We start from the raw sequence: 20,240 nt of genomic DNA, 5'->3' as shown, positions 1-20,240 counted from the left end.
CGAGCGGGCGCTCCCCCGGGTCCTCGGCGAACGGCTCGGTCGCGGGCGCGGCGGCGGCCCGGTCGGCCCAGCGCCGGCCGCGGGTCGTCAGCACCGCGAACAGCCCGGCGAGCAGGACCACCGCGAGCAGGACGCCGACGACGAGGGTGGTGTCCGCGCTCACCGGCGCAAGCCGGGCCGGTGCGGTGGCCGGCTCGCCGGCACGGTCGGGGTCATGGGCGAACGGTAGTGCCGCCTCCGGTGCCGGGCAGCGCGGGACCGTACCCTCGTGGCGTGATCGACCTGCGACTCCTGCGCACCGACCCCGAGACGGTCCGCGCCAGCCAGCGCGCCCGCGGCGAGGACGAGTCCCTCGTCGACGCGTTGCTCGACGCCGACGCGCGTCGGCGCGCGGCGCTGGCCCGGTTCGAGTCGCTGCGGGCCGAGCAGAAGGCCTTCGGTCGCACCGTCGCCCAGGCCACCGGCGAGGACAAGCAGCGGCTCCTGGCGCAGGTGCGCGACCTGGCCGACCAGGTGAAGGCCGCCCAGGCGGACGCGGACGACGCCGCCGCCGAGGTGGAGCGCCTGCAGCTCGCGCTGTCCAACGTCGTCCTGCCGGGAGTCCCGGCCGGCGGGGAGGACGACTACGTCGTCCTGGAGACCCACGGCGAGCCGCGGGACTTCGCCGCCGAGGGCTTCGCCCCGCGCGACCACCTCGAGCTGGGCGAGCTGCTCGGTGCCATCGACACCGAGCGCGGCGCGAAGGTCTCCGGGTCCCGCTTCTACTTCCTCACCGGGGTGGGGGCGCGGCTGGAGCTCGCCCTGCTCCAGCTGGCGATGGACACCGCCGTCGACGCCGGCTTCACCCCGATGATCACCCCGACGCTGGTGCGGCCGGAGATCATGCGGGGCACCGGGTTCCTCGGGGCGCACGCCGACGAGGTGTACCGGCTGGAGGCCGACGACCTCTACCTCGTCGGCACCTCGGAGGTGCCGCTGGCCGGCTACCACGCCGACGAGATCCTCGACCTGTCGGACGGGCCGCTGCGCTACGCGGGCTGGTCCGCCTGCTACCGCAGGGAGGCCGGCTCGCACGGCCGGGACACCCGGGGGATCATCCGCGTGCACCAGTTCCACAAGGTCGAGATGTTCGTGTACTGCCGGCCGGAGGACGCCGAGGCGGAGCACGAGCAGATGCTCGGCTGGGAGAAGCGGATGCTGGGTGCGGTCGAGGTCCCCTACCGGGTCATCGACGTCGCGGCCGGCGACCTGGGCTCCTCCGCGGCCCGCAAGCTCGACTGCGAGGCGTGGGTGCCGAGCCAGCAGCGCTACCGGGAGCTCACCTCGACGTCCAACTGCACGACGTTCCAGACCCGGCGGCTCGGGATCCGGCAGCGCGCGGGCGAGGGGCAGACCGCACCGGTGGCGACGCTCAACGGCACCCTGGCCACGACCCGCTGGCTCGTCGCCATCCTGGAGAACCACCAGCGCGCCGACGGGTCGGTGCGGGTGCCCGAGGCGCTGCGGCCCTACCTGGGCGGCCTCGAGGTGCTGACCCCGTGACGGGGCCGGGCCGGCTGCTCGTCGCCCTCGACGTCGACGGCACCCTCGTCGACCTCGACGAACGCCTCTCCGACCGGGTCCGTGACGCCGTGCGGGCGGTCGTCGACGCCGGGCACGAGGTCGTCGTGGCGACCGGGCGCTCGCTGGTGGCCACCCTGCCGGTCCTGGACCGGCTGGGGCTGACCACCGGGTACGCCGTGGTCAGCAACGGCTCCGTGACGGTCCGGCTCGACCCTGACGCCGAGCGGGGCTACGAGGTCGTCGACGTCGTGACGTTCGACCCGACGCCGGCGCTGGAGCTGCTGCGCAGCGAGCTGCCGACCGCCGCCTTCGCCGTCGAGGAGCTCGGCACCGGCTTCCGGCTGTCCGGGCCGTTCCCGGCCGACGAGCTCGTCGGCGACATCAGCGTCGTCCCGTTCGAGGAGCTGCTCCACGAGCCGGCGACCCGCGTCGTCGTGCGCAGCACGGACCACAGCCCCGACGACTTCCTCGAGCTCGTCGACCGGATCGGTCTCAAGGGCGTCAACTACGCCGTCGGCTGGACGGCGTGGCTGGACCTCGCGCCCGAGGGCGTGTCGAAGGCCAGTGCCCTGGAGCAGATCCGTGGCTGGGTCGGCGTGCCGGCGCACCGCACCGTCGCGGTCGGGGACGGCCGCAACGACGTCGAGATGCTGCGCTGGGCGGCCCGGTCGGTGGCGATGGGACAGGCCCCCGACGAGGTCAAGGAGGCGGCGGGGGAGGTCACCGGCACGGTCGCCGAGGACGGCGTGGCCGAGGTGCTGGAGAGCCTGCTCGAACGCGAGACGATGGCAGGGTGAGCCGCGGTCGGGCCGTGACGCGGCCCCGGATGGTCGCCACCGACCTGGACGGCACCGTCGTCCGGCGGGACCAGACGATGTCGGCGCGCACGGTCGCCGCCGTCCGGGCCTGCCTGGACGCCGGGATCGACGTCGTGTTCGTCACCGGGCGCCCGCCGCGGTGGATGGGCCCCGTCGTCGAGGCCACCGGCCACGCCGGCACCGCCGTCCTGGCCAACGGGGCGGTCGTCTACGACCTGGCGACCGAACGGGCGCTGGACGCCAAGGAGATCCGGGCGGACGTCGTCCTGGAGGCGGCGCAGCGGCTCACCGCGGCGATGCCGGGCGTCGCCTTCGCTGTCGAGACGCTGGCGGGGTTCCGGAGCACGCCGGCCTACCGGCCACGCTGGGACGCGCTGGCCCACCGCGTCGTCGGGGACCTGCCGGACCTGCTCGCCGACGACCCGCGGGTGGTCAAGCTGCTCGCTCGGTGGGAGGGCAGCACGAGCGACGCGATGCTGGCGGTCGGTCGCGAGGTGCTCGCCGGTCTGGTCGAGGCGACCCACTCCAACGCGGCCGACGCGCTGCTCGAGGTGTCCGCACCCGGGGTGAGCAAGGCGGCGACCCTGGCCGAGCTCGCTGCTCGTCGCGGTGTCTGCCCCGCCGACGTCGTGGCCTTCGGAGACATGCCCAACGACCTGGCGATGCTCCAGTGGGCCGGCACCGGCTACGCGATGGCCGACGGACACCCCGACGTCCTGGCCGCAGCGGACGCCGTCGCCCCACCGTGCGAGGAGGACGGCGTGGCCCAGGTCCTCGAGCACCTCCTCACCCAGTGACCCCCTCGGTGATCATGCAGTCCCGCCACCCCGCACGACCCACTCGTGATCATGCAGTCCCGCCACCCTTCGGCCGCGCCGTCCGGCTCACAGAATGCTGGGTTGCTGGCGGGACACGCCGGCCAAACTGGGCCGAGCGCAGCATTCTGTGGTCGACGCGCCTGGCCCGACGAGGGCTGCCACGGCCACCAAGGCCTGTTTTCATCTGTCGAGGTGGCCGTGAGCGGCCATGAGGCGTTCATGCAATCCCGCCACCCCTCGCGGTCCGGAGGGGCGGTGACAGGCGGCGCGGTCATGGAGCGCACTCAATGCTGCGCTCGGCACGGCCAGGCCGGCGTGTCGCGCCAGCAACCCAGCATTCTGCGAGCGGGCGGTGGGGGGCTGGTGGCGGGACTGCATGATCACGAGTGGGTCGTGCGGGGTGGCGGGACTGCATGATCACGATGCGGTTGTCGAGTGATCACCGAGGGGACGTCGAGTGCGGGAGGGACGTAGGGTCCGAGGGGTGAGCGCCAGTCCAGGTGACGCGCTGGGGCCCGATCCCGACCTCGATCCCGACCTCGATCCCGACCCCGACCCCGATCCCGGCGTCGACGTCGACGTCGCGCTGGTCGGCGCGGGCGGGGCCGGGCTCAGCCTCCTCCACCAGCTCGCCCTGCGCGGCCCCGAGCGGCTCCGGGTGGCCCTCATCGACCCGGTGGACCGGCTCGCCACCCGCCCTGACGACCGCACCTGGTGCTTCTGGGACGACGGGCGCAGCGACGTCGACCCCGCCCTGCACCGGTCGTGGGACCGGGTGGTTGTCGTCGGCCCCGACCACCGCCGGCGGGTGCTGCACCTCTCCCCGATGCGGTACGCGATGCTGCACAGCAGCGACTTCTACGCCCTCGTCGCGCAGGCGGCGTCCCGGTTCGACGTCGTCCACGTCCCTCACCCGGCGGACAAGGTGCTGGACGGCGCCAGCGCCGCGGTGGTGACGGCCGGCGGACGACGGCTCCGGGCCCGCTGGGTGTTCGACTCCAGGCCGTCCCCGCCTGCCCGGCCGGGCGCCACGTCGCTGCTGCAGCACTTCCGTGGTGTCGTCGTCCGCGCCGACCGCGATGTCGTCGACCCAGACCTGCCGGTGCTGATGGACTTCACCACACCGCAACCGAACACCGGCGTCTCCTTCGGCTACAGCCTGCCCAGCGACGCCCGTACCGCCCTGGTCGAGTACACGGAGTTTTCCCCGGCCGTTCTGTCCGACGCCGGGTACGCCCGGGCGCTGGAGGCCTACGTGCCGCACGTCCTCGGTGGCGACGTCCCGCACCGGGTCCTGCACACGGAGCAGGGCGCGATCCCGATGACGGACGGCGGGTACGTGCGCCGCGTCGGACGTCGAGTCATGCGCATCGGGACGGCGGGCGGGGCCACCCGGCCGTCCACCGGGTACACGTTCGCGGCCATGCAGCGCCAGGCCGCCGCCGTCGCGGTCGCTCTGCTCGACGGGCGCGACCCCGTGCCGCCCCGCCCCTACCCGCGTCGGCACGCGTGGACCGACGCCCTCGTGCTGCGCGGCCTGGCCGACGGCAGCCTCGACGGCGCCGCGTTCCTCACCCGGCTGTTCGACCGGAACCCACCCCAGCGGGTGCTGCGCTTTCTCGACGGGGTGACGTCGCCACCGGTCGAGCTGGCGCTCATGTCGACGGCGCCGCCGGCCACGATGACCGCGCTCGCCCTGCGGGACGCGGCGGGGCGCCTGACCCGGCGGCTGCGCCGCTGACGACCGGCCGCTGAGGACCCGGCCGCTGAGGACCCAGCCGCTGAGGACCCGGCCGCTGGCGGCAGCGCCGGACCGGCAGCGCCGGACCAGCAGCGCCCCGGACAGTGCCTTTGCCGCCTGACAGACTGCTCGGCACCATGACCCACCGAAACCGTTCGCAGCCGCCGGGTCTGACCGCTTGCATCCTGTGCGCCGGTGACACGCTCGGCGACGCCGACGACCGTCCGGGCGGTCAGCTGGCCCGGCTGTGGGACCTGGAGCGTCGCGGCTGCGCCCGGCTCAGCACCGTCGAGTGCCTCGACGTGTGCGAGGAGGACGTGCTCGTCGTGCGACCCAGCCCGCTCGGACGGCGCAGCGGTGGCCGGCCGGTGTGGTTCTCGCGGTTGGCCGGCGACCCGGTCACCGAGGCCTTGGCGGAGTGGCTCGGTGCAGGCGGCCCAGGCTGTGCCGACGTCCCGGCCGGCCTGCGGGACCTCGTCGTCCCGGCGCCGGGCCAGGACGTCGCGGGCTGAGCCGGACGCCGTCCCGGGGGCAGCGGTCGGACGGTCACCGGCCGTGTGCCACCATCACGGCATGCGCCTGGACCACGTCTCCTACGCCGCTGAGCAGGACGGGATGCACGCGACCGCGGAGCGGTTGCGGACGCGTCTCGGGGTCGACTTCGTCGACGGCGGCGTGCACCCGCGGTTCGGGACCCGCAACCTCATCTTCCCGATGGCGAACACCCAGTACCTGGAGGTCGTCGAGGTCCTGGACCACCCGGCGTCCGACAAGGCGCCGTTCGGCCAGGCCGTCCGGGCCCGCTCCGAAGCCGGCGGCGGCTGGATGGGCTGGGTCGTGGCCGTCGAGGACATCACCCCGGTCGAGCGCAACCTCGGCCGTGAGGCGGTCCCCGGCAACCGGTACCGCCCGGACGGCGTGGAGCTGCTGTGGCGCCAGATCGGCATCCGCGGCTTGATCGCGGACCCGCAGCTGCCATACGTCATCCAGTGGCTCACCCCCGACCTGCACCCGGGGGTCGGCGCCGACGGGTCCGCCCGGATCACGACGCTGGAGATCGCCGGCGACCCCGAGCGGGTACGGACCTGGCTGGGCCTCGACCCCGGGCACCGGCCGCAGGACATCGAGTTCTCGTTCGTCGCCCCGGCCGGTACTCCGGGGCTGCTCTCGGTGACGTTCGAGACCCCGATGGGGCGCGTCACCGTCTGAGCGCAGCTCTCAGCCCTTCAGCACTCAGCCCTTCAGCCCGGCAGGTCCAGGACGTCGCCGAGCAGGTGGTACCCGGCGAAGGCGACGACGTCGAGCAGGGTGTGGGCGACGACCAGCGGCATGACCCGCCGGGTCCGCAGGTACACCAGCATGAACACGACGCCCATGACGGCGTTGCCGGCCATCGCACCGAACCCCTGGTAGGCGTGGTACGTGCCGCGCAGCAGCGCCCCGGCCAGGATGATCGCCGGGACGCCCCAGCCCAGCCGCTGCAGCCGCTCGACGACGTACGCCACGCCCACCACCTCCTCGAGCAGGGCGTTCTGCGCCGCGGCGAGCACGAGCACCGGCACGGACCACCAGTACGTGCCCAGGGCACTCGGGACGACGATCGCGGTGATGCCAAGCGCCTGCCCGGCCAGGTAGAGCGCCAGTCCCGGGATGCCGATGACGGCGGCCAGCGCGGCGCCGACGGCCAGGTCCCGTCCCGGCGACGCGGCGTCCAGACCGATCCGGCGGACGGCGGAGCGACCCGGTTCGGACAGCAGCCACAGCGCCAGCGCGACCGGCACGAGGGCGAACCCGATGCCGAGCAGCTGGTAGGTCAGGTCGAGGAGCTCGCGGGTGCTGCGTGAGGGGTTGAGGGTCGCCGTCTGCTGACCCAGCGGCCCTCGGGTGAGCTTGGCCACGAGGCTGACGACGGCGTACACCGCCGACTGCCCGATCGACAGGCCGAGGACGATGAGCACCTCCGTCCGCAGCCGCCCTCGCCCCCGCCCCTGGTCGTGATCATGCAGTCCCGCCACCTCAGAGGGTGGCGGGATTGCATGATCACGGGGGGTGGTCACGGGGCGGGGGTGGTCACGGGGCGGCGGGGGTGGTCACCGGCCGGGGGTGAAGCGGCGCAGGCGCAGGGAGTTCGTCACGACGAACACCGACGAGAACGCCATCGCGGCGCCGGCGATCAGCGGGTTGAGCAGTCCGGCGGCCGCCAGCGGGACGGCCGCGACGTTGTAGGCGAACGCCCAGAACAGGTTCCCCTTGATCGTCGCCAGCGTCCGGCGGGAGAGCCGGACGGCGTCCGCCGCGGCCCGTAGGTCCCCGCGCACCAGGGTGATGTCGCTGGCCTCGATCGCGACGTCCGTGCCGGCGCCCATGGCCAGGCCGAGGTCGGCCTGGGCGAGGGCGGCGGCGTCGTTGACCCCGTCGCCGACCATGGCGACGACCCGACCGGCCTCCTGCAGCCGGCGGACGACGGACACCTTGTCCTCCGGGTGCACCTCGGCGATGACGTGCTCGTCGTCGGGGTCGATGCCGACCGCGGCGGCGACGGCCCGGGCCGCCCGGGCGTTGTCGCCGGTCAGCAGCACCGGGTCCAGGCCGAGGGCGCGCAGCTCACGGATCGCCTCGGCGGAGGTCTCCTTGACGGTGTCGGCCACGCCGAGCACGCCCCGGGCCCGGCCGTCCCAGGCGACCAGGACCGCGGTGCTGCCACGCTCCTCGAGCGACGCCAGCACGTCGTCGAGGCCGGCCGGCACCTCGAAGCCCTCGGCGACCAGCCAGCTGCGGCGTCCGACGAGGACCTCCCGGCCCTCGACCGTGCCGCGCACGCCGGAGCCGGCGAGGTTGGTGAAGTCGGTGACCTCGGGCAGTTGGCCGCCGCCGGCGGCGGCGCCGTCCGCGATCGCCCGGGCGACCGGGTGCTCGCTGGCGGACTCGACGGCTCCGGCGAGCCGGAGCACCGTGTCGCGGTCCTCGCCGTCGGCGGGCAGGACGTCGACGAGCGCCATCCGGCCCTCGGTGACGGTGCCGGTCTTGTCCAGGACGACGGTGTCGACGGTGCGGGTGCTCTCGAGGATCTCCGGGCCCTTGATGAGGACACCGAGCTGGGCGCCGCGGCCGGTGCCGACGAGCAGGGCCGTCGGGGTGGCCAGGCCGAGGGCGCACGGGCAGGCGATGATGAGGACGGCGACGGCCGCGGTGAATGCGGCCTGGACGTCGCCGGACAGCCACAGCCAGCCGACCAGCGTGAGCAGGGCGATGGCGAAGACGACCGGGACGAACACCGCGGAGACCCGGTCGGCGAGCCGCTGCACCGGGGCCTTGCCGGACTGCGCCTGGGTGACGAGCCGGCCGATCTGGGCCAGCCGTGTCTGGGCGCCGACCCGGGTGGCCCGGACGACGAGGCGTCCGCTGGTGCTCACGGTCGCGCCGGTGACGGTGTCACCGGCGCCGACCTCGACCGGTACCGGCTCACCGGTGAGCAGGGACTCGTCGACGGCGCTGCGGCCGGACACCACCTCGCCGTCCGTGGCGATCTTCTCCCCGGGCCGGACGACGAACTCGTCGCCGACCTTCAGCTGGGACACCGGCACCCGCTCCTCGACGCCGTCGCGCAGCACCGCGACGTCCTTGGCGCCGAGGTCGAGCAGCGCCTTGAGGGCCTCGCCGGAGCGGCGCTTGGCCTTGTGCTCGGCGTACCGGCCGGCAAGCAGGAACGTCGTGACGGCCGCGGCGACCTCGAAGTACAGCTCGGGGTGCTGCATCCCGCCCTCGCCGGCGCCGGACGCCGGCAGCAGGGTCATCTCCATCCGCATCCCCGGGTCTCCGGAGCCGCCGAGGAGCATCGCCCACAGCGACCACAGGAAGGCGGCGGAGATGCCGACCGAGACCAGGGTGTCCATCGTCGAGGCGCCGTGGCGGGCGTTGACGACGGCGGCCCGGTGGAACGGCCAGGCGCCCCACGTGACGACGGGGGTGGCCAGGGCCAGCACGACCCAGTTCCACCAGTCGAACTGCAGCGCCGGGACCATCGACAGCAGGGCGACCGGGACGGTGAGAACGGCCGAGCCGATGAGCCGGCGGCGCAGCTCGTCGCCGCTGTAGTCCTGGCCGAGGGTGTCGTCGATGTCCTCGGGCGTCGGGATCCGGGCGGTGTACCCGGTGGCCTCGACGGTGGCCACGAGCAGGTCGTTCGACACGTCGGCCGGCACGATGACGTGGGCCGTCTCGGTGGCGTAGTTGACCGTCGCAGTCACCCCGTCGAGACGGTTGAGCTTCTTCTCCACCCGGTTGGCGCAGGAGGAGCACGTCATCCCACCGACGGCGATCTCGATCTCACGGGTGCCTGCGTTCTCACGGGTGCCTGTGTTCTCACGGCTGGCCGCGTTCTCACGAGTGGGTGTGCTCACGTTCTCTCCTCAGGTGGTGCCGGTGCTGCTGCCGGTGGCGTGCTCCGGGGCCGCCCCGCGGGGCGGCCCCACTGGCCTCAGGCGAGCTCGTAGCCGGCCTCGTCGACGGCTGCGCGGACGGCGTCCTCGTCGAGCGGGGCCTCGCTGGTCACGGTGACCTTCGACGTCCCGCCGGCGTCCAGGTCGACGTCGACGGCGGTGACCCCGTCCAGCCCCTTGAGCTCCGTGGTGACGGCGTGGACGCAGTGGTCGCAGGTCATGCCCTTGACGTCGTAGGTGGTGGTGGTCATCTCGAGCCTCCGGTGGGTGTCTGTGGTGCGGTGCGGTGGGGGGTCAGGAGCGGACGAGGCGGGCGATGGCGTCGGCCACCTCACGGACCTTCTCCTCGGCCTCGGCGTCCCCGGCGCGGGCGGCGTCCACGACGCAGTGCGCGATGTGGTCCTCGAGCAGACCCAGGCTCACCGCCTGGAGCGCCTTGGTCACCGCCGAGACCTGGGTGAGGACGTCGATGCAGTAGGTGTCCTCCTCGACCATCCGGTGCAGGCCGCGGACCTGGCCCTCGATGCGGCGCAGCCGCTTGAGGTAGTCGTCCTTGGTGCCCCGGTAGCCGGGTCGGGCCGTCGCCATCGTGACCTCCTGGTCGTCGTGCTGGCACCAGCAACATACCCCCCATGGGTATTCCCGTCCACCTGCCTCCCCCCGGGCAGCCCACCGGCCCCTGCGCCCAGAAGGCGTCAGGGGCCGGTCGGGTGGGAGCTCAGGCGTCCTGGCAGCTACCCGGACCTCCCTCGCCCTGCGGACCGACGCCCCGCGCGCCCTGCGGACCGACGCCCTGCGGGCCGTCACCGTTGGCGCCGGTGCGCATCTGCATCGGCTCGCCGGACTCCAGGTGCTCCGCGATCCGCTCCGGCAGGACCGCTTCGAGCTGGGCCGCCCGGTCGGTGCTGATGGCACCGGAGTCCTCCAGCTGGGTCACCCGCTCCAGGGCCGCGTCGACGACGGCGTCCACGACGGTCTGCAGCTCGACGCCCTGCTGGTCGGCCAGCTCGGCGAGCGAGGTGCCGGCACGAAGGGCAGAGCGCACGTCCTCGGCGTCCATCCCCAGCACGTCCGCGACGGCCTGCGCCTCGGTCCCGCTGGGGCCCATCCGCAGACCCTGCGCGGCCTGGGCAGCGCCAGGTCCGTACCCGCGTCCCTGCGCCTGCTGCTCCTGCACCTGGTTCTGCACCGTGGTGCCGTCGGCCGGCGGCGTCCCGGGCGTCGGTGCCGCGGCGACCGCGACCCCACCGATCCCCAGCGTGCCGATCACTGCCGCGGCGGCGATGGCGCTCGTCATCTTGCGCATTGCGACCTCCCTGATCCAGGCGGTGGACCCGTTGCCCACCAACACCTGACACGGTGCACCGACGACCTGGGAGGACCCTGGGACACACCTCCCGGTACCCGGGGAGCCGCCGCCCGCCCCCAGACCCCGCCCCCAGCCCCATCCCCACCCTCCCGTGATCATGCAATCCCGCCACCCTGCACGTCCCATCCGTGATCATGCAATCCCGCCACCCTGCACGTCCCATCCGTGATCATGCAATCCCGCCACCCCGGGGCGGGTCAGTCCCGGGGCAGGTACCGGGCGACGAGCTCGGCCGCCAGGCCGGTGTAGCCGGCGGGGGTCAGCGCCAGCAGCCGCTCCCGCTCGGCGTCGGGCAGCCCGAGGCCGGCGACGAACTGGCGCATCGTCTCGCCGTCGACCCGTCGTCCCCGGGTGAGCTCCTTGACCCGCTCGTACGGCTCGTCCATCCCGGGGGTGCCGGCGATCCCGGCGGCGCGCATGACCGACTGCACGGCCTCCCCGAGCACCTCCCAGTTCGCGTCCAGGTCGCGGGCCGTGGCGGCCGGGTCGGCGTCCAGGCCGGCGAGTCCGCGACGGACGTTGTCGAGGGCCACCAGCGAGTGCCCGAAGGCCGAGCCGATGTTGCGCTGCATCGAGGAGTCGCTGAGGTCCCGCTGCAGCCGGGAGGTGACCAGGGTCGAGGCCAGGACGTCGAGCAGGGCCGTGGACACCTCGAGGTTCGCCTCGGCGTTCTCGAACCGGATGGGGTTGACCTTGTGCGGCATCGTCGAGGAGCCGATGGAGCCCTGGCTCTGCTGATCGAGTACCTGGACGAAGTAGCCCAGGGAGATGTAGGTCCACACGTCGGTGCAGAGGTTGTGCAGCACCCGGTTGAACCGGGCCACGTCCGCGTAGAGCTCCGCCTGCCAGTCGTGCGACTCGATCTGGGTGGTCAGCGGGTTCCACGTGAGCCCCAGGCCCTCGACGAAACGGCGCGACACCTGGGCCCAGTCCACCGCCGGGACGGCGACGACGTGCGCCGACCAGGTGCCGGTCGCGCCGTTGACCTTCCCGAGGTACTCGGCGCGCTCGACCCGACCCAGCTGGCGACGGAGCCGGTGCGCCAGCACGGCGAGCTCCTTGCCGAGGGTCGTCGGCGTGGCCGGCTGCCCGTGGGTGCGGGCCAGCACCGGCAGGTCGGCGAGCTCGTGCGCCATCGCCGTGACGGAGTGGACGACGGCGCGGGCGGCGGGCAGCCAGACCTGCTGGACGGCGCCGCGCACCATGAGCGCGTACGCCAGGTTGTTGATGTCCTCGCTGGTGCAGCCGAAGTGCACGAGCTCGGTGAGGTCCTCCAGCGTCGTCCCGGCCATCCGGCGCTTGAGGAGGTACTCGACCGCCTTGACGTCGTGCACGGTGACCCGTTCGATCTCGGCGACCTCGGCGACGTCAGCGGGACCGAAGCCGGCGGCGAGGCCGCGCAGCCGGGCCGTCTCGGCCTCGGTGAGCCGCCGGGCACCGGGGACGACCTGGTGCTCGGTGAGGTGGATGAGCCACTCCACCTCCACCCGCAGCCGTTCGCGGTTGAGCGCCGCCTCCGACAGGTGCTCGACGAGCGGGGCCACGACCGGGCGGTAGCGGCCGTCCAGCGGCCCGAGCGGGACGCCGGCGTCCGCCAGCGGTGTCGGCGGTGTCGGCGGTGTCGGCGAGGGCGGCGAGGGCGGCGAGGGCTCGGTCTGCACGGTCCGCATCGTCCCAGACCCGGGACTGCGCACGGTGCCGGACCGGGACGCAGGACGCGCGGTGGGCCGGGCGCGGCACGCCCGGGACCTTGGACCCCCGGCGTCCGGCGTCGTCATCGCATAGGTTGCGCAGAGTGAGAGTCGCTGTCCCCGCCGAGACGCTGCCCGGCGAGCGCCGGGTAGCCGTCACCCCTGAAACCGTGGCCCAGCTCGTCGGCGCCGGGCTGGAGGTCGTCGTCCAGCGTGGCGCAGGCCGGCACGCGTTCGTCCCGGACGACGCGTACACCGGCGCCGGTGCCGTCGTCGTCGAGGCCGTGGACGCCGCGGCCGTCGACGTCCTGCTGCACGTGCGGCCGCTGCCCCCGGCGGTCCCGCCGCGGCTGCGCGAGGGGGCCATCACGATCGGCCTGTGCTCTCCGTCCACCGAGCTGCCCACCGTGGCGGCTCTGCGGGACGCGCGCACGACGTCGTTCGCGCTCGAGCTCGTGCCGCGGATCTCCCGCGCCCAGTCGATGGACGCGCTGACCTCGCAGGCCCTCGTCGCGGGTTACCGCTGCGTCCTGGAGGCGGCCACCCGGCTGCCCCGGTTCCTGCCGCTGTTCATGACCGCTGCCGGGACGGTGCCGCCCGCCCGGGTGCTCGTGCTGGGCGCCGGTGTCGCCGGGCTGCAGGCCATCGCCACCGCCCGGCGGCTCGGCGCCGTCGTGTCGGGCTACGACGTGCGGTCCTCCTCCGCGGACGAGGTGCGCTCGATGGGGGCGACGTTCGTCGACCTAGGCCTGGACGCCCTGGAGGGCGGCGGCGGGTACGCCCGGGAGATGACCGAGGAGCGGGCCCGCGCCCAGCGCGAGGCGCTGGCACCGCACGTCGCCGACGCGGACGTCGTGATCACTACCGCCGCGGTCCCGGGACGCTCGGCCCCGCTGCTCGTCACGACGCCGATGGTGGCCGCCATGAAGCCCGGCAGCGTCGTCGTCGACCTGGCGGCGGAGTCCGGCGGCAACGTCGAGGCGTCCGTGCCCGGGCAGGACGTCGCGGTGCCGGCCACGGCCGGCGGGGGCGACGTCGTCGTCGTCGGGATGCGGGACGCCGCCAGCACGATGCCGGTGGACGCCTCCCGCCTGTACGCGAAGAACGTCGCGAACCTGTTGCTGCTCATGACGACCGACGGCGAGGTGGTGCCCGACTTCGACGACGAGGTCGTCGCCGGGGCCTGCCTCACCCACGCCGGCGAGGTCCGGCACGAGCCCACCCGCATCCTGCTCGAGGGAGGCCAGTGATGGACGGCGTCGCGCTGCTCACCATCTTCGTGCTGTCGGTGTTCGTCGGGTTCGAGGTGGTGTCGAAGGTGTCCAGCACCCTGCACACCCCGCTGATGTCCGGCGCGAACGCCATCCACGGCATCGTCCTCGTCGGCGCCATCCTCGTCGCCGGGCACGCGGACGACACCCTCACCCTCGTCGTCGCGCTCGTCGCAGTGCTGATGGCGACGGTCAACCTCGTCGGAGGCTTCGTGGTGACCGACCGGATGCTCGAGATGTTCCGGGGTCGCCCCCGAGACGGCGCTGCCCGCGGCGGGGAGGTGCAGCGGTGAACCTGCTGCCCGAGACCTGGACGGCGCTGCTCTACCTCGCCGCTGCCGTCGCGTTCATCCTCGCCCTCAAGGGCCTGTCCTCGCCGCGGACCGCGCGCCGCGGCAACCTCATCGGCGCGGCCGGCGCGGCGCTCGCGCTGGTCACCGTGTTCCTGTCCTCGGACCTGGACAACATCCTGCCCATCCTCGCCGCGATCGCGGTCGGCACGGCGCTCGCCGTGCCCGCCGCCCGCCGGGTGCCGATGACGTCGATGCCGCAGCTCGTCGCCCTGTTCAACGGGGTCGGCGGCGGGGCCGCTGCCCTGGTCGCCCTGCTCGAGCTGCCGGCGATGACGGCGTGGGGCGGCCAGCTCGCGGTGGCGTTCACCGTCCCGGTCGGTGCGGTCGCGTTCTCCGGCTCGGTCGTGACGTTCCTCAAGTTGCAGGAGGTGATGACGACCCGGCCCGTCGTCCTGCCCGGCGCCCCGGTGCTCATGGTCGCCTCCGCCCTCGGGGTCGTCGTCCTGGCCGGTGTGCTCGCCGCGACCGGGTCCACCCCCGCAGCACTGGTCCTGCTCGCCCTCGGCCTCGTCGTGGGACTCCTGCTCGTCCTGCCGGTGGGCGGCGCGGACGTGCCAATCGTCATCTCCCTGCTCAACGCGATGACCGGCCTGGCCGTCGCGGCGTCCGGGCTCGTCCTGGACAACACCGTGCTGCTCGTCGGCGGCACGCTCGTCGGCGCCAGCGGCACCATCCTCACCCGGGCGATGGCCGCGGCGATGGGCCGCTCGGTGTCCGGCATCCTCTTCGGCGCCCTGCGCGGCGGCTCCACGGCCGGGTCGACCGCGGTGTCCGACCGGCCGGTCCGCTCGTCCTCGCCGGAGGACGTCGCGATCCTGCTCGCCTACGCCCACCGGGTCGTCGTCGTCCCCGGGTACGGGCTCGCGGTGGCCCAGGCCCAGCACACGATGGCCGAGCTGGCGCAGACCCTGGAGGCCAAGGGGATCGAGGTGCTCTACGGCATCCACCCGGTCGCCGGCCGGATGCCCGGGCACATGAACGTGCTGCTCGCCGAGGCGAACGTGCCGTACGAGGCGCTCAAGGAGATGGACGAGATCAACCCGGTGTTCAAGACGACCGACGTCGTCCTCGTCGTCGGCGCCAACGACGTCGTCAACCCGGCGGCCAAGACGACCCCGGGGGCGCCGATCTACGGGATGCCGATCCTCGAGGTCGCCGACGCCCAGCAGGTGGTGTTCCTCAAGCGGTCCATGCGGCCCGGGTTCGCCGGCATCGAGAACGAGCTGCTCTACGACCCCAAGACCACGCTGCTGTTCGGTGACGCCAAGGAGTCGCTGACCAAGGTGCTGTCCGCCGTCAAGGGGCTGTGAGCCCCGCCGCGGCTCTGCAGGTCACGGGACGCTGAGCGCGGCCCGCTCCGCTGCCGCCCCGTAGGAGGGGCCGAACAGCACGGCGTGCACGAGCAGCGGGTGGAGCTGGTGCAGCCCGACCCGCTCCCGCCAGCCGTCGGTCAGCGGGGCGGCCTCGTCGTAGGCGGCGAGCACCCGGTCCAGGTGCGGCAGGCCGAACAGCTGGAGCATCGCCAGGTCCGTCTCCGGGTGCCCGCCGTGGGCGGCCGGGTCGACCAGGACGGCGCCGTCCGCGGTCCAGATGACGTTGCCGGACCACAGGTCACCGTGCAGGCGGGCCGGCGGGCGGCCGTCGTCCAGCTCGCCGGAGCGCAGCCGGTCGCAGACCGCGAGGACGGCGTCCAGGGCACGGTCGGTGAGCGAGCCGAGGGTGTGGGCTCGGCGGGCGAACGGCTCGACCCGCAGGTCCGCGTAGAAGGCGCCCCACGACGCGGACGGCCGGTGTGCCAGGGGCAGCGGGCCGATGAAGCCGTCGCCGGCCCAGTCGGCCGGTGGGCTGCCGAACGCGGGGGCGCCGGCCGCGTGCGTGCGCGCCAGGCCCCGGCCCAACGCCTCGGCAGCGGTCGCCGTCGGCGGCGCCGGGTCCAGGTAAGGCAGCTCGATGTGGTCGGGGCCGACCGAGACCGGCCTGGGGACCGGGACGCCGCCCGCCTCGGCGAGCCAGCGCAGGCCGGCCGCCTCGACGGCGAAGAACCCGGGCGGGGCGTCCGCCCGGCGCTTGGTGAACGTGCGCCCGCTCAGCTTGGCGTCCCCGGCCGGTCGCCCGCCCCCGTTGCCCGCCGGACGTGGTCCAGGATCCCCGTCACCGCGGACTCGATCTGGTCGAGCACCTCGTCGAAGTGCTCGTCGTCGCCGTAGTACGGGTCTGCCACCTCGTCGTCGTCGGCGTCGGGGTCGAAGGAGCGCAGCAGCCGGATACGGGCCCGCTGCTCGGGAGTGCGGGCCATCGCCCGCAGCGCAGCCAGGTGCCCGCGGTCCAGGGGGACGACGAGGTCGTGCTCGTCGAGGTCGGACTCGGTGACCTGCCTGGCCCGGTGACCCGACGCGTCGTACCCGCGGGCGGCGAGGGCGGCCACGGCCCGCCGGTCGGCGGGCTGGCCGACGTGCCAGTCCCCCGTCCCGCTGGACCGGACGTCGAGGACGTCGCTGAGGCCCTCGCGCTCGGCGCGGCGGCGCAGCACCGTCTCGGCCATCGGTGAGCGGCAGATGTTGCCGGTGCAGACGAACGTCACGCGGTAGCGGTCGGGCACCGGCCCATGCTCGCCTACCGCACCTGTCCTGCACATCCCGGGTCCCGCCGGCTCGGGTCCACACCCGCGGCCGCGGCGCCCGGTCCCCGTGGGCCCACGTGCCTAGCGTCGCCGCGGACGACGAGGAGGGCGGACCAGTGGGAGGGCCGGCAGTGGTGGACGGGGTGGCAGTGGGGGACGGGGTGATCCTGGACGGGGTGGGGGCCGAGGCAGGGCAGTGGCTCGCGCGCAGGGCGCTGGCCGGGCTGGACGGCGCCGCCGCCCGGTCGGTCCACGAGGCGGCGCAGGAGGTCCGGTCGTGCCTGGCCGCGGTCCGGGGCCTTCGGGACATCCCCTGGCGCTCGGTGGCGGCCGAGGCGTTCCGCGTCGAGGTCGACGGGCTCACCGCCGCGCTGAGCCGGGCCGCCGGCGACGTCCAGGACGCCTCCAGCGCGCTGAGGGCGCACGCCGACGCGGTCGAGGACCGGGCGCGGGAGCTCCTCGCGGTCGCCGGCCGGCCGGGGCGGAGGCCGTGAGCGCCGTGCCGCGGGTGCGGATGTCCGCTGCGGCCTTCGCCGCGGTCGTCACGGCCGTCGATGACCACGCGGCGCAGGCCCGCGGCGGCTGCGGTGCGGCCGGCCCCGGGGGTCCCGGGCACCTGCCGGCGGACGTCGTCCGGGAGCTGGTTCGCAGCCGCCTTCTCGTCCGCTCCGGTGACGCTGGTCTCGCGGTCGACCCGGTGCTGGCCGGTCTGCTCGCCGTCCACCGCACCGCCCCGGTCGCGGCCACCGCCGCCGTGGCCCGTGGCGGCGCGACGGTGCGCGTCGACGCCGGCCTGTGCCCCCCGGTCGCGGTGTGCGTGGCCTCGGCGACCCGGGACGGCGACCTGCTCGACGCCGTCGAGGTGTCCGCGCCCGGTGTGGACGGCGTCGTCCCGGAGATCACCGGGCTCCTCGCCGACGCCCCCGGTGGGCCGGATCCCGTCTGGCTCGACGTCCGGTCCCGACGTCGCCGCTGGGCCGGCCTCTGCCCGGGGGAGCCGCCGGGCCTGCCGGGCCGCCGGCTGGCCGCCGCGCTGCTGGCGGCCCTCGAGGACGGTGAGCGCCGGTGACCCGTGACAGGGGCGGGATCGTCGTCAGCGGCGGCGCGGGCGGGACCGCCGCGGACCTCGACGCCATGCTGCGGGCCGCAACGGTGCTCGGGGACTGCGCCGGCCGGCTGGCCACTGCCGGGGGGCGCCTCACCGTCGTCGCCGGCCAGGTCCTCGACCCGGCGGCGATCGCGCTCGACCCGGGCGGCTGGGCGCGGGCCGAGCAGCGGGTCGTCGCGGCCGCCGCGGACCTGGCCCGCCTCGCCGTGCGCGCCGGCGCGCTGGGCGTCGCCGTCCGGACCGCTGCCACCGGCTACCAGCGGGCCGACCGCCTCGTCGCCGAGGCCCTCACCGCGGCCCGGGACAGGGTCGCCGGCTCGCTCGGCGAGCAGCTGCCGCGGCTGGCGCTGCGCTTCCCGCTCGGGGCCGTGGTCGTCGCCGGGGCCGCGGTCGCGGTGCCGGTCGCCGTCAGCACCGCGGACGTCATGGTCCCGGCCACCGTGGACCTGGTGGGGGACGTCGTCCGGGACGAGGTCGGCCCCGGCGGGCTGCCGGCGCGGCTGGCGGTCCTCGGGGCGCTCGGAGTCCGGGAGCTGCAGGACGACGGCGCGGCGGCCGGCGCCGACGCGCTCGGCTGGCTCGCCCGGCACCCCGAGGCGGCCGAGCACCTCGTCGCCGCGGCCCCGTCGTTCGCGACCGGGGTCCTCCTGCTGCGCCGCTCCGGCACCAATCCGCGGGTGACGCTGCCCCGGCCCGAGGCGCAGGGGGCGCTGCCGCCGCGGGACGTCCCCGACCTGGCGGCGCTCGCCGCGGCCATCGGGTACGGCACCGGGCTGCTCGGCCGCGGGCCGGTCACCGTGCGACCCGCCCGGACGCCGCCGCCACAGCCGGTGCGACCCCCGGCTGGGCTCGCCGACCTGGTCCGCGGCGCGGCGGCCCTGGCGCCCTCCCGGGACGGCTCCCTGCCCGGCGAGCCCGGCCGGATCCGGGTGCAGCGCGTCGAGCACGCCGGCACCCGGCGCGCCATCGTGTACGTGCCGGCCACCCAGACCTGGGACCTCGGACACGGCACGAACCCGATGGACGCCACGAGCAACCTCGACGCCGTCGCCGGCATCCCCTCGGCGGCTGCCGAGGGTGTCGTCGGGGCGCTGCGGTCCGCCGGCGTGGACCGCGGCGAGCCGCTGCTGCTCGTCGGGTACAGCCAGGGCGGGCTCACCTCGATGTCGCTGGCCACCGACCCCGACTTCCGTGCCGAGTTCACCCCGGCCGCCGTGCTCACCGTCGGCTCCCCGGTGGGCGCCTTCCCCGCCCCCGCGGACGTCGCGGTGCTGAGCATCGAGCACGCCGAGGACCTCATCACCGTCCTGGACGGCGCCCCGAACTCGGACGTGCCGACGTGGACGACCGTCCGCCGGGAGGTCCTCTACCCCGCTGGCGGCGACGACGTCGTCCGGGCGGCCGCCGCGACGAACCCGATGGCCGCGCACGGCGCCGACCCGTACGTGCTGACGGCCGAGATGGCCGAGCGGACCGACCACCCCTCGGTGCGGGCCTGGACCGAGCAGGTCGAGCCGTTCCTCGACCGGGCCGGCGCGGCGACGTCGGCGAGCGACTGGGTCGCGGAGCGTCAGCCGTGACCCGGGTCGGCGCCCGGCGTCCCCGCCAGCACTCGGCGCAGCGCCGTCCGGCAGGTGGCCGGGTCGAACGGCAGCCCTGCCGCGGCCCGGTCCAGGACGTCGTCCGGCACGGTCACCGCTCCGGCCAGCTTGGCGGCCAGCTCGGCGGCGCGCTCGGCCAGCCGCTGCAGGTCCGCGCGCTGGTCGTCCGCGACCTCCGCGGCCACCACGTCGCCGTGCCCCGGCACGACCGTGCGGGGCGGCCGGCCGGCCGCCCCCGCGAGCGCCCGCGCCAGCGTGCCCGGCCACTCCAGCGGGTACGCGTCGTCCATCGCCGGGTCGGCGCCGACCTCGACGAGGTCACCGGCGACGAGCACGCCGGCGTCGGGCACCTCGACGAGCAGGTCGTGGTCGGTGTGGCCCCGGCCGTGGTGCACGAGCAGCACGTGCCGGCCGCCGAGCTCGAGCCGGGTCTGCGCCGCCACCCGCTCGGTCGGGGGGACCAGTGGGGTGCTCGCGGCCTGCGCCGCCGCCACCGGGTCGCCGTCGTCGCGCAGGTACGCCACCGCGTCGGCCCGGCTGGCATCGTCGAACCGGCCGGCCTCGTGACCGAGCACCCGGACGCCGGGGCCGGCGAACGCGGCGTTGCCGTACCAGTGGTCGAAGTGGTCGTGGGTGCAGGCCACCGTCCACGGCGCCGCGGTGAGCCGGCGGACGGCGTCCGCGAGCCGGCGGCCCTGGGCCAGGGTGGCGCGGGTGTCGACGACGAGGCAGGCGTCGTCCCCGAGGACGACGGTGGCGTTGAGGTCGAGACCGGCGTGCCGGCGTACGAGCACCCCGGCCGCCACCTCGACCCAGCCGGCGGCGTCGTCCCCGGTGCCGGGCACGTG

General features: G+C 75.0%; 21 protein-coding genes. 12 read left to right on the top strand and 9 right to left on the bottom strand.

Annotated features, from left to right (window positions below):
* The first annotated feature begins 273 nt into the window (after window positions 1-273).
* The 6 genes from serS to HJG43_13830 all read left to right on the top strand — a co-directional run bounded on the left by serS (window position 274) and on the right by HJG43_13830 (window position 6,149).
* Window positions 274-1,542: a serine--tRNA ligase gene (serS, locus tag HJG43_13855; GenBank protein UER55442.1), complete on the top strand. Its 1,269-nt coding sequence runs from the start codon at window positions 274-276 to the stop codon at window positions 1,540-1,542.
* Window positions 1,539-2,360, top strand: coding sequence for an HAD family hydrolase (locus HJG43_13850; GenBank protein ID UER55441.1), 822 nt, complete (start codon window positions 1,539-1,541; stop codon window positions 2,358-2,360). Before serS ends, HJG43_13850 begins: the two co-directional genes overlap by 4 nt.
* Before the next feature lie 29 nt (window positions 2,361-2,389).
* Entirely contained in the window at window positions 2,390-3,178 is a 789-nt protein-coding gene (locus HJG43_13845) for an HAD family phosphatase (GenBank protein UER55990.1), read from the top strand.
* 529 nt (window positions 3,179-3,707) lie between these two features.
* Window positions 3,708-4,940, top strand: coding sequence for a lycopene cyclase (locus HJG43_13840; GenBank protein UER55989.1), 1,233 nt, complete (start codon window positions 3,708-3,710; stop codon window positions 4,938-4,940).
* A gap of 137 nt (window positions 4,941-5,077) precedes the next feature.
* The gene (locus HJG43_13835) at window positions 5,078-5,452 is read left to right on the top strand and encodes a hypothetical protein (protein ID UER55440.1); all 375 of its coding nucleotides are present in this window, start codon (window positions 5,078-5,080) and stop codon (window positions 5,450-5,452) included.
* 61 nt (window positions 5,453-5,513) lie between these two features.
* On the top strand, window positions 5,514-6,149 hold the full coding sequence (locus tag HJG43_13830; GenBank protein ID UER55439.1) for a VOC family protein: 636 nt from the start codon (window positions 5,514-5,516) through the stop codon (window positions 6,147-6,149).
* 32 nt (window positions 6,150-6,181) lie between these two features.
* Here the strand turns inward: HJG43_13830 and HJG43_13825 are convergent, their stop codons facing one another.
* The 6 genes from HJG43_13825 to purB form a co-directional block, all read right to left on the bottom strand.
* Window positions 6,182-6,946, bottom strand: coding sequence for a CPBP family intramembrane metalloprotease (locus HJG43_13825; GenBank protein ID UER55988.1), 765 nt, complete (start codon window positions 6,944-6,946; stop codon window positions 6,182-6,184).
* An 84-nt stretch (window positions 6,947-7,030) separates the two neighbouring features.
* Window positions 7,031-9,244: a copper-translocating P-type ATPase gene (locus HJG43_13820; GenBank protein ID UER55987.1), complete on the bottom strand. Its 2,214-nt coding sequence runs from the start codon at window positions 9,242-9,244 to the stop codon at window positions 7,031-7,033.
* A gap of 173 nt (window positions 9,245-9,417) precedes the next feature.
* Window positions 9,418-9,630 (bottom strand): heavy-metal-associated domain-containing protein, encoded by a 213-nt coding sequence (locus HJG43_13815; protein UER55438.1) that lies wholly within the window; start codon window positions 9,628-9,630, stop codon window positions 9,418-9,420.
* A 43-nt stretch (window positions 9,631-9,673) separates the two neighbouring features.
* Window positions 9,674-9,967, bottom strand: coding sequence for a metal-sensitive transcriptional regulator (locus HJG43_13810; GenBank protein ID UER55437.1), 294 nt, complete (start codon window positions 9,965-9,967; stop codon window positions 9,674-9,676).
* A 130-nt stretch (window positions 9,968-10,097) separates the two neighbouring features.
* Window positions 10,098-10,685: a hypothetical protein gene (locus HJG43_13805; GenBank protein UER55436.1), complete on the bottom strand. Its 588-nt coding sequence runs from the start codon at window positions 10,683-10,685 to the stop codon at window positions 10,098-10,100.
* 260 nt (window positions 10,686-10,945) lie between these two features.
* A complete protein-coding gene (gene purB, locus HJG43_13800) occupies window positions 10,946-12,418 on the bottom strand; it encodes an adenylosuccinate lyase (GenBank protein ID UER55435.1) in 1,473 nt (490 codons plus the stop codon).
* A gap of 125 nt (window positions 12,419-12,543) precedes the next feature.
* Here purB and HJG43_13795 point away from each other — a divergent pair, with 125 nt between their 5' ends.
* From HJG43_13795 to HJG43_13785, 3 genes are read left to right on the top strand one after another with little or no spacing between them, the layout of a single operon-like run.
* On the top strand, window positions 12,544-13,689 hold the full coding sequence (locus HJG43_13795; GenBank protein UER55434.1) for an NAD(P) transhydrogenase subunit alpha: 1,146 nt from the start codon (window positions 12,544-12,546) through the stop codon (window positions 13,687-13,689).
* Entirely contained in the window at window positions 13,689-14,003 is a 315-nt protein-coding gene (locus HJG43_13790) for an NAD(P) transhydrogenase subunit alpha (protein UER55433.1), read from the top strand. Before HJG43_13795 ends, HJG43_13790 begins: the two co-directional genes overlap by 1 nt.
* Complete coding sequence (locus HJG43_13785) at window positions 14,000-15,373, top strand: NAD(P)(+) transhydrogenase (Re/Si-specific) subunit beta (protein ID UER55432.1); 1,374 nt, start codon at window positions 14,000-14,002, stop codon at window positions 15,371-15,373. Before HJG43_13790 ends, HJG43_13785 begins: the two co-directional genes overlap by 4 nt.
* Window positions 15,374-15,394: 21 nt before the next feature.
* On the opposite strand, the gene HJG43_13780 is transcribed toward HJG43_13785, so the two are convergent.
* Together HJG43_13780 and HJG43_13775 are read right to left on the bottom strand one after the other, a co-directional pair.
* Window positions 15,395-16,153: a phosphotransferase gene (locus tag HJG43_13780; GenBank protein ID UER55986.1), complete on the bottom strand. Its 759-nt coding sequence runs from the start codon at window positions 16,151-16,153 to the stop codon at window positions 15,395-15,397.
* The gene (locus HJG43_13775) at window positions 16,150-16,698 is read right to left on the bottom strand and encodes a low molecular weight phosphotyrosine protein phosphatase (GenBank protein UER55431.1); all 549 of its coding nucleotides are present in this window, start codon (window positions 16,696-16,698) and stop codon (window positions 16,150-16,152) included. The genes HJG43_13780 and HJG43_13775 overlap by 4 nt, the downstream gene beginning before the upstream one ends.
* A gap of 62 nt (window positions 16,699-16,760) precedes the next feature.
* Here HJG43_13775 and HJG43_13770 point away from each other — a divergent pair, with 62 nt between their 5' ends.
* Genes HJG43_13770 through HJG43_13760 form a run of 3 tightly spaced genes read left to right on the top strand, consistent with a single transcriptional unit; the run spans window position 16,761 to window position 19,371 of the window.
* Window positions 16,761-17,177: a hypothetical protein gene (locus HJG43_13770; GenBank protein UER55430.1), complete on the top strand. Its 417-nt coding sequence runs from the start codon at window positions 16,761-16,763 to the stop codon at window positions 17,175-17,177.
* Window positions 17,174-17,752 (top strand): hypothetical protein, encoded by a 579-nt coding sequence (locus HJG43_13765; GenBank protein UER55429.1) that lies wholly within the window; start codon window positions 17,174-17,176, stop codon window positions 17,750-17,752. The genes HJG43_13770 and HJG43_13765 overlap by 4 nt, the downstream gene beginning before the upstream one ends.
* On the top strand, window positions 17,749-19,371 hold the full coding sequence (locus tag HJG43_13760) for a hypothetical protein (GenBank protein UER55428.1): 1,623 nt from the start codon (window positions 17,749-17,751) through the stop codon (window positions 19,369-19,371). Before HJG43_13765 ends, HJG43_13760 begins: the two co-directional genes overlap by 4 nt.
* Here HJG43_13760 and HJG43_13755 read toward each other — a convergent pair.
* A complete protein-coding gene (locus HJG43_13755; protein ID UER55427.1) occupies window positions 19,362-20,237 on the bottom strand; it encodes an MBL fold metallo-hydrolase in 876 nt (291 codons plus the stop codon). The two genes, HJG43_13760 and HJG43_13755, sit on opposite strands and share 10 nt — an antisense overlap.
* Between the last annotated feature and the right edge of the window lie 3 nt (window positions 20,238-20,240).

Source organism: Kineosporiaceae bacterium SCSIO 59966 (assembly GCA_020881835.1).
In the GTDB taxonomy this organism is placed as follows: domain Bacteria; phylum Actinomycetota; class Actinomycetes; order Actinomycetales; family SCSIO-59966; genus SCSIO-59966.
The sequence above is the reverse complement of the archived record's forward strand: the minus strand, read 5'-3'. Positions and strand labels throughout refer to the sequence as shown.

Bases quoted from the DNA above. Each gene is read 5' to 3' on its own strand.
- HJG43_13845 (UER55990.1), top strand. From the start codon at position 2,390: ATGGTCGCCACCGACCTGGACGGCACCGTCGTCCGGCGGGACCAGACG.
- HJG43_13835 (UER55440.1), top strand. From the start codon at position 5,078: ATGACCCACCGAAACCGTTCGCAGCCGCCGGGTCTGACCGCTTGCATC.
- HJG43_13830 (UER55439.1), top strand. From the start codon at position 5,514: ATGCGCCTGGACCACGTCTCCTACGCCGCTGAGCAGGACGGGATGCAC.
- HJG43_13820 (UER55987.1), bottom strand. From the start codon at position 9,244: ATGACGTGCTCCTCCTGCGCCAACCGGGTGGAGAAGAAGCTCAACCGT.
- HJG43_13815 (UER55438.1), bottom strand. From the start codon at position 9,630: ATGACCACCACCACCTACGACGTCAAGGGCATGACCTGCGACCACTGC.
- HJG43_13810 (UER55437.1), bottom strand. From the start codon at position 9,967: ATGGCGACGGCCCGACCCGGCTACCGGGGCACCAAGGACGACTACCTC.
- HJG43_13805 (UER55436.1), bottom strand. From the start codon at position 10,685: ATGCGCAAGATGACGAGCGCCATCGCCGCCGCGGCAGTGATCGGCACG.
- purB (UER55435.1), bottom strand. From the start codon at position 12,418: ATGCGGACCGTGCAGACCGAGCCCTCGCCGCCCTCGCCGCCCTCGCCG.
- HJG43_13790 (UER55433.1), top strand. From the start codon at position 13,689: ATGGACGGCGTCGCGCTGCTCACCATCTTCGTGCTGTCGGTGTTCGTC.
- HJG43_13775 (UER55431.1), bottom strand. From the start codon at position 16,698: ATGTGCAGGACAGGTGCGGTAGGCGAGCATGGGCCGGTGCCCGACCGC.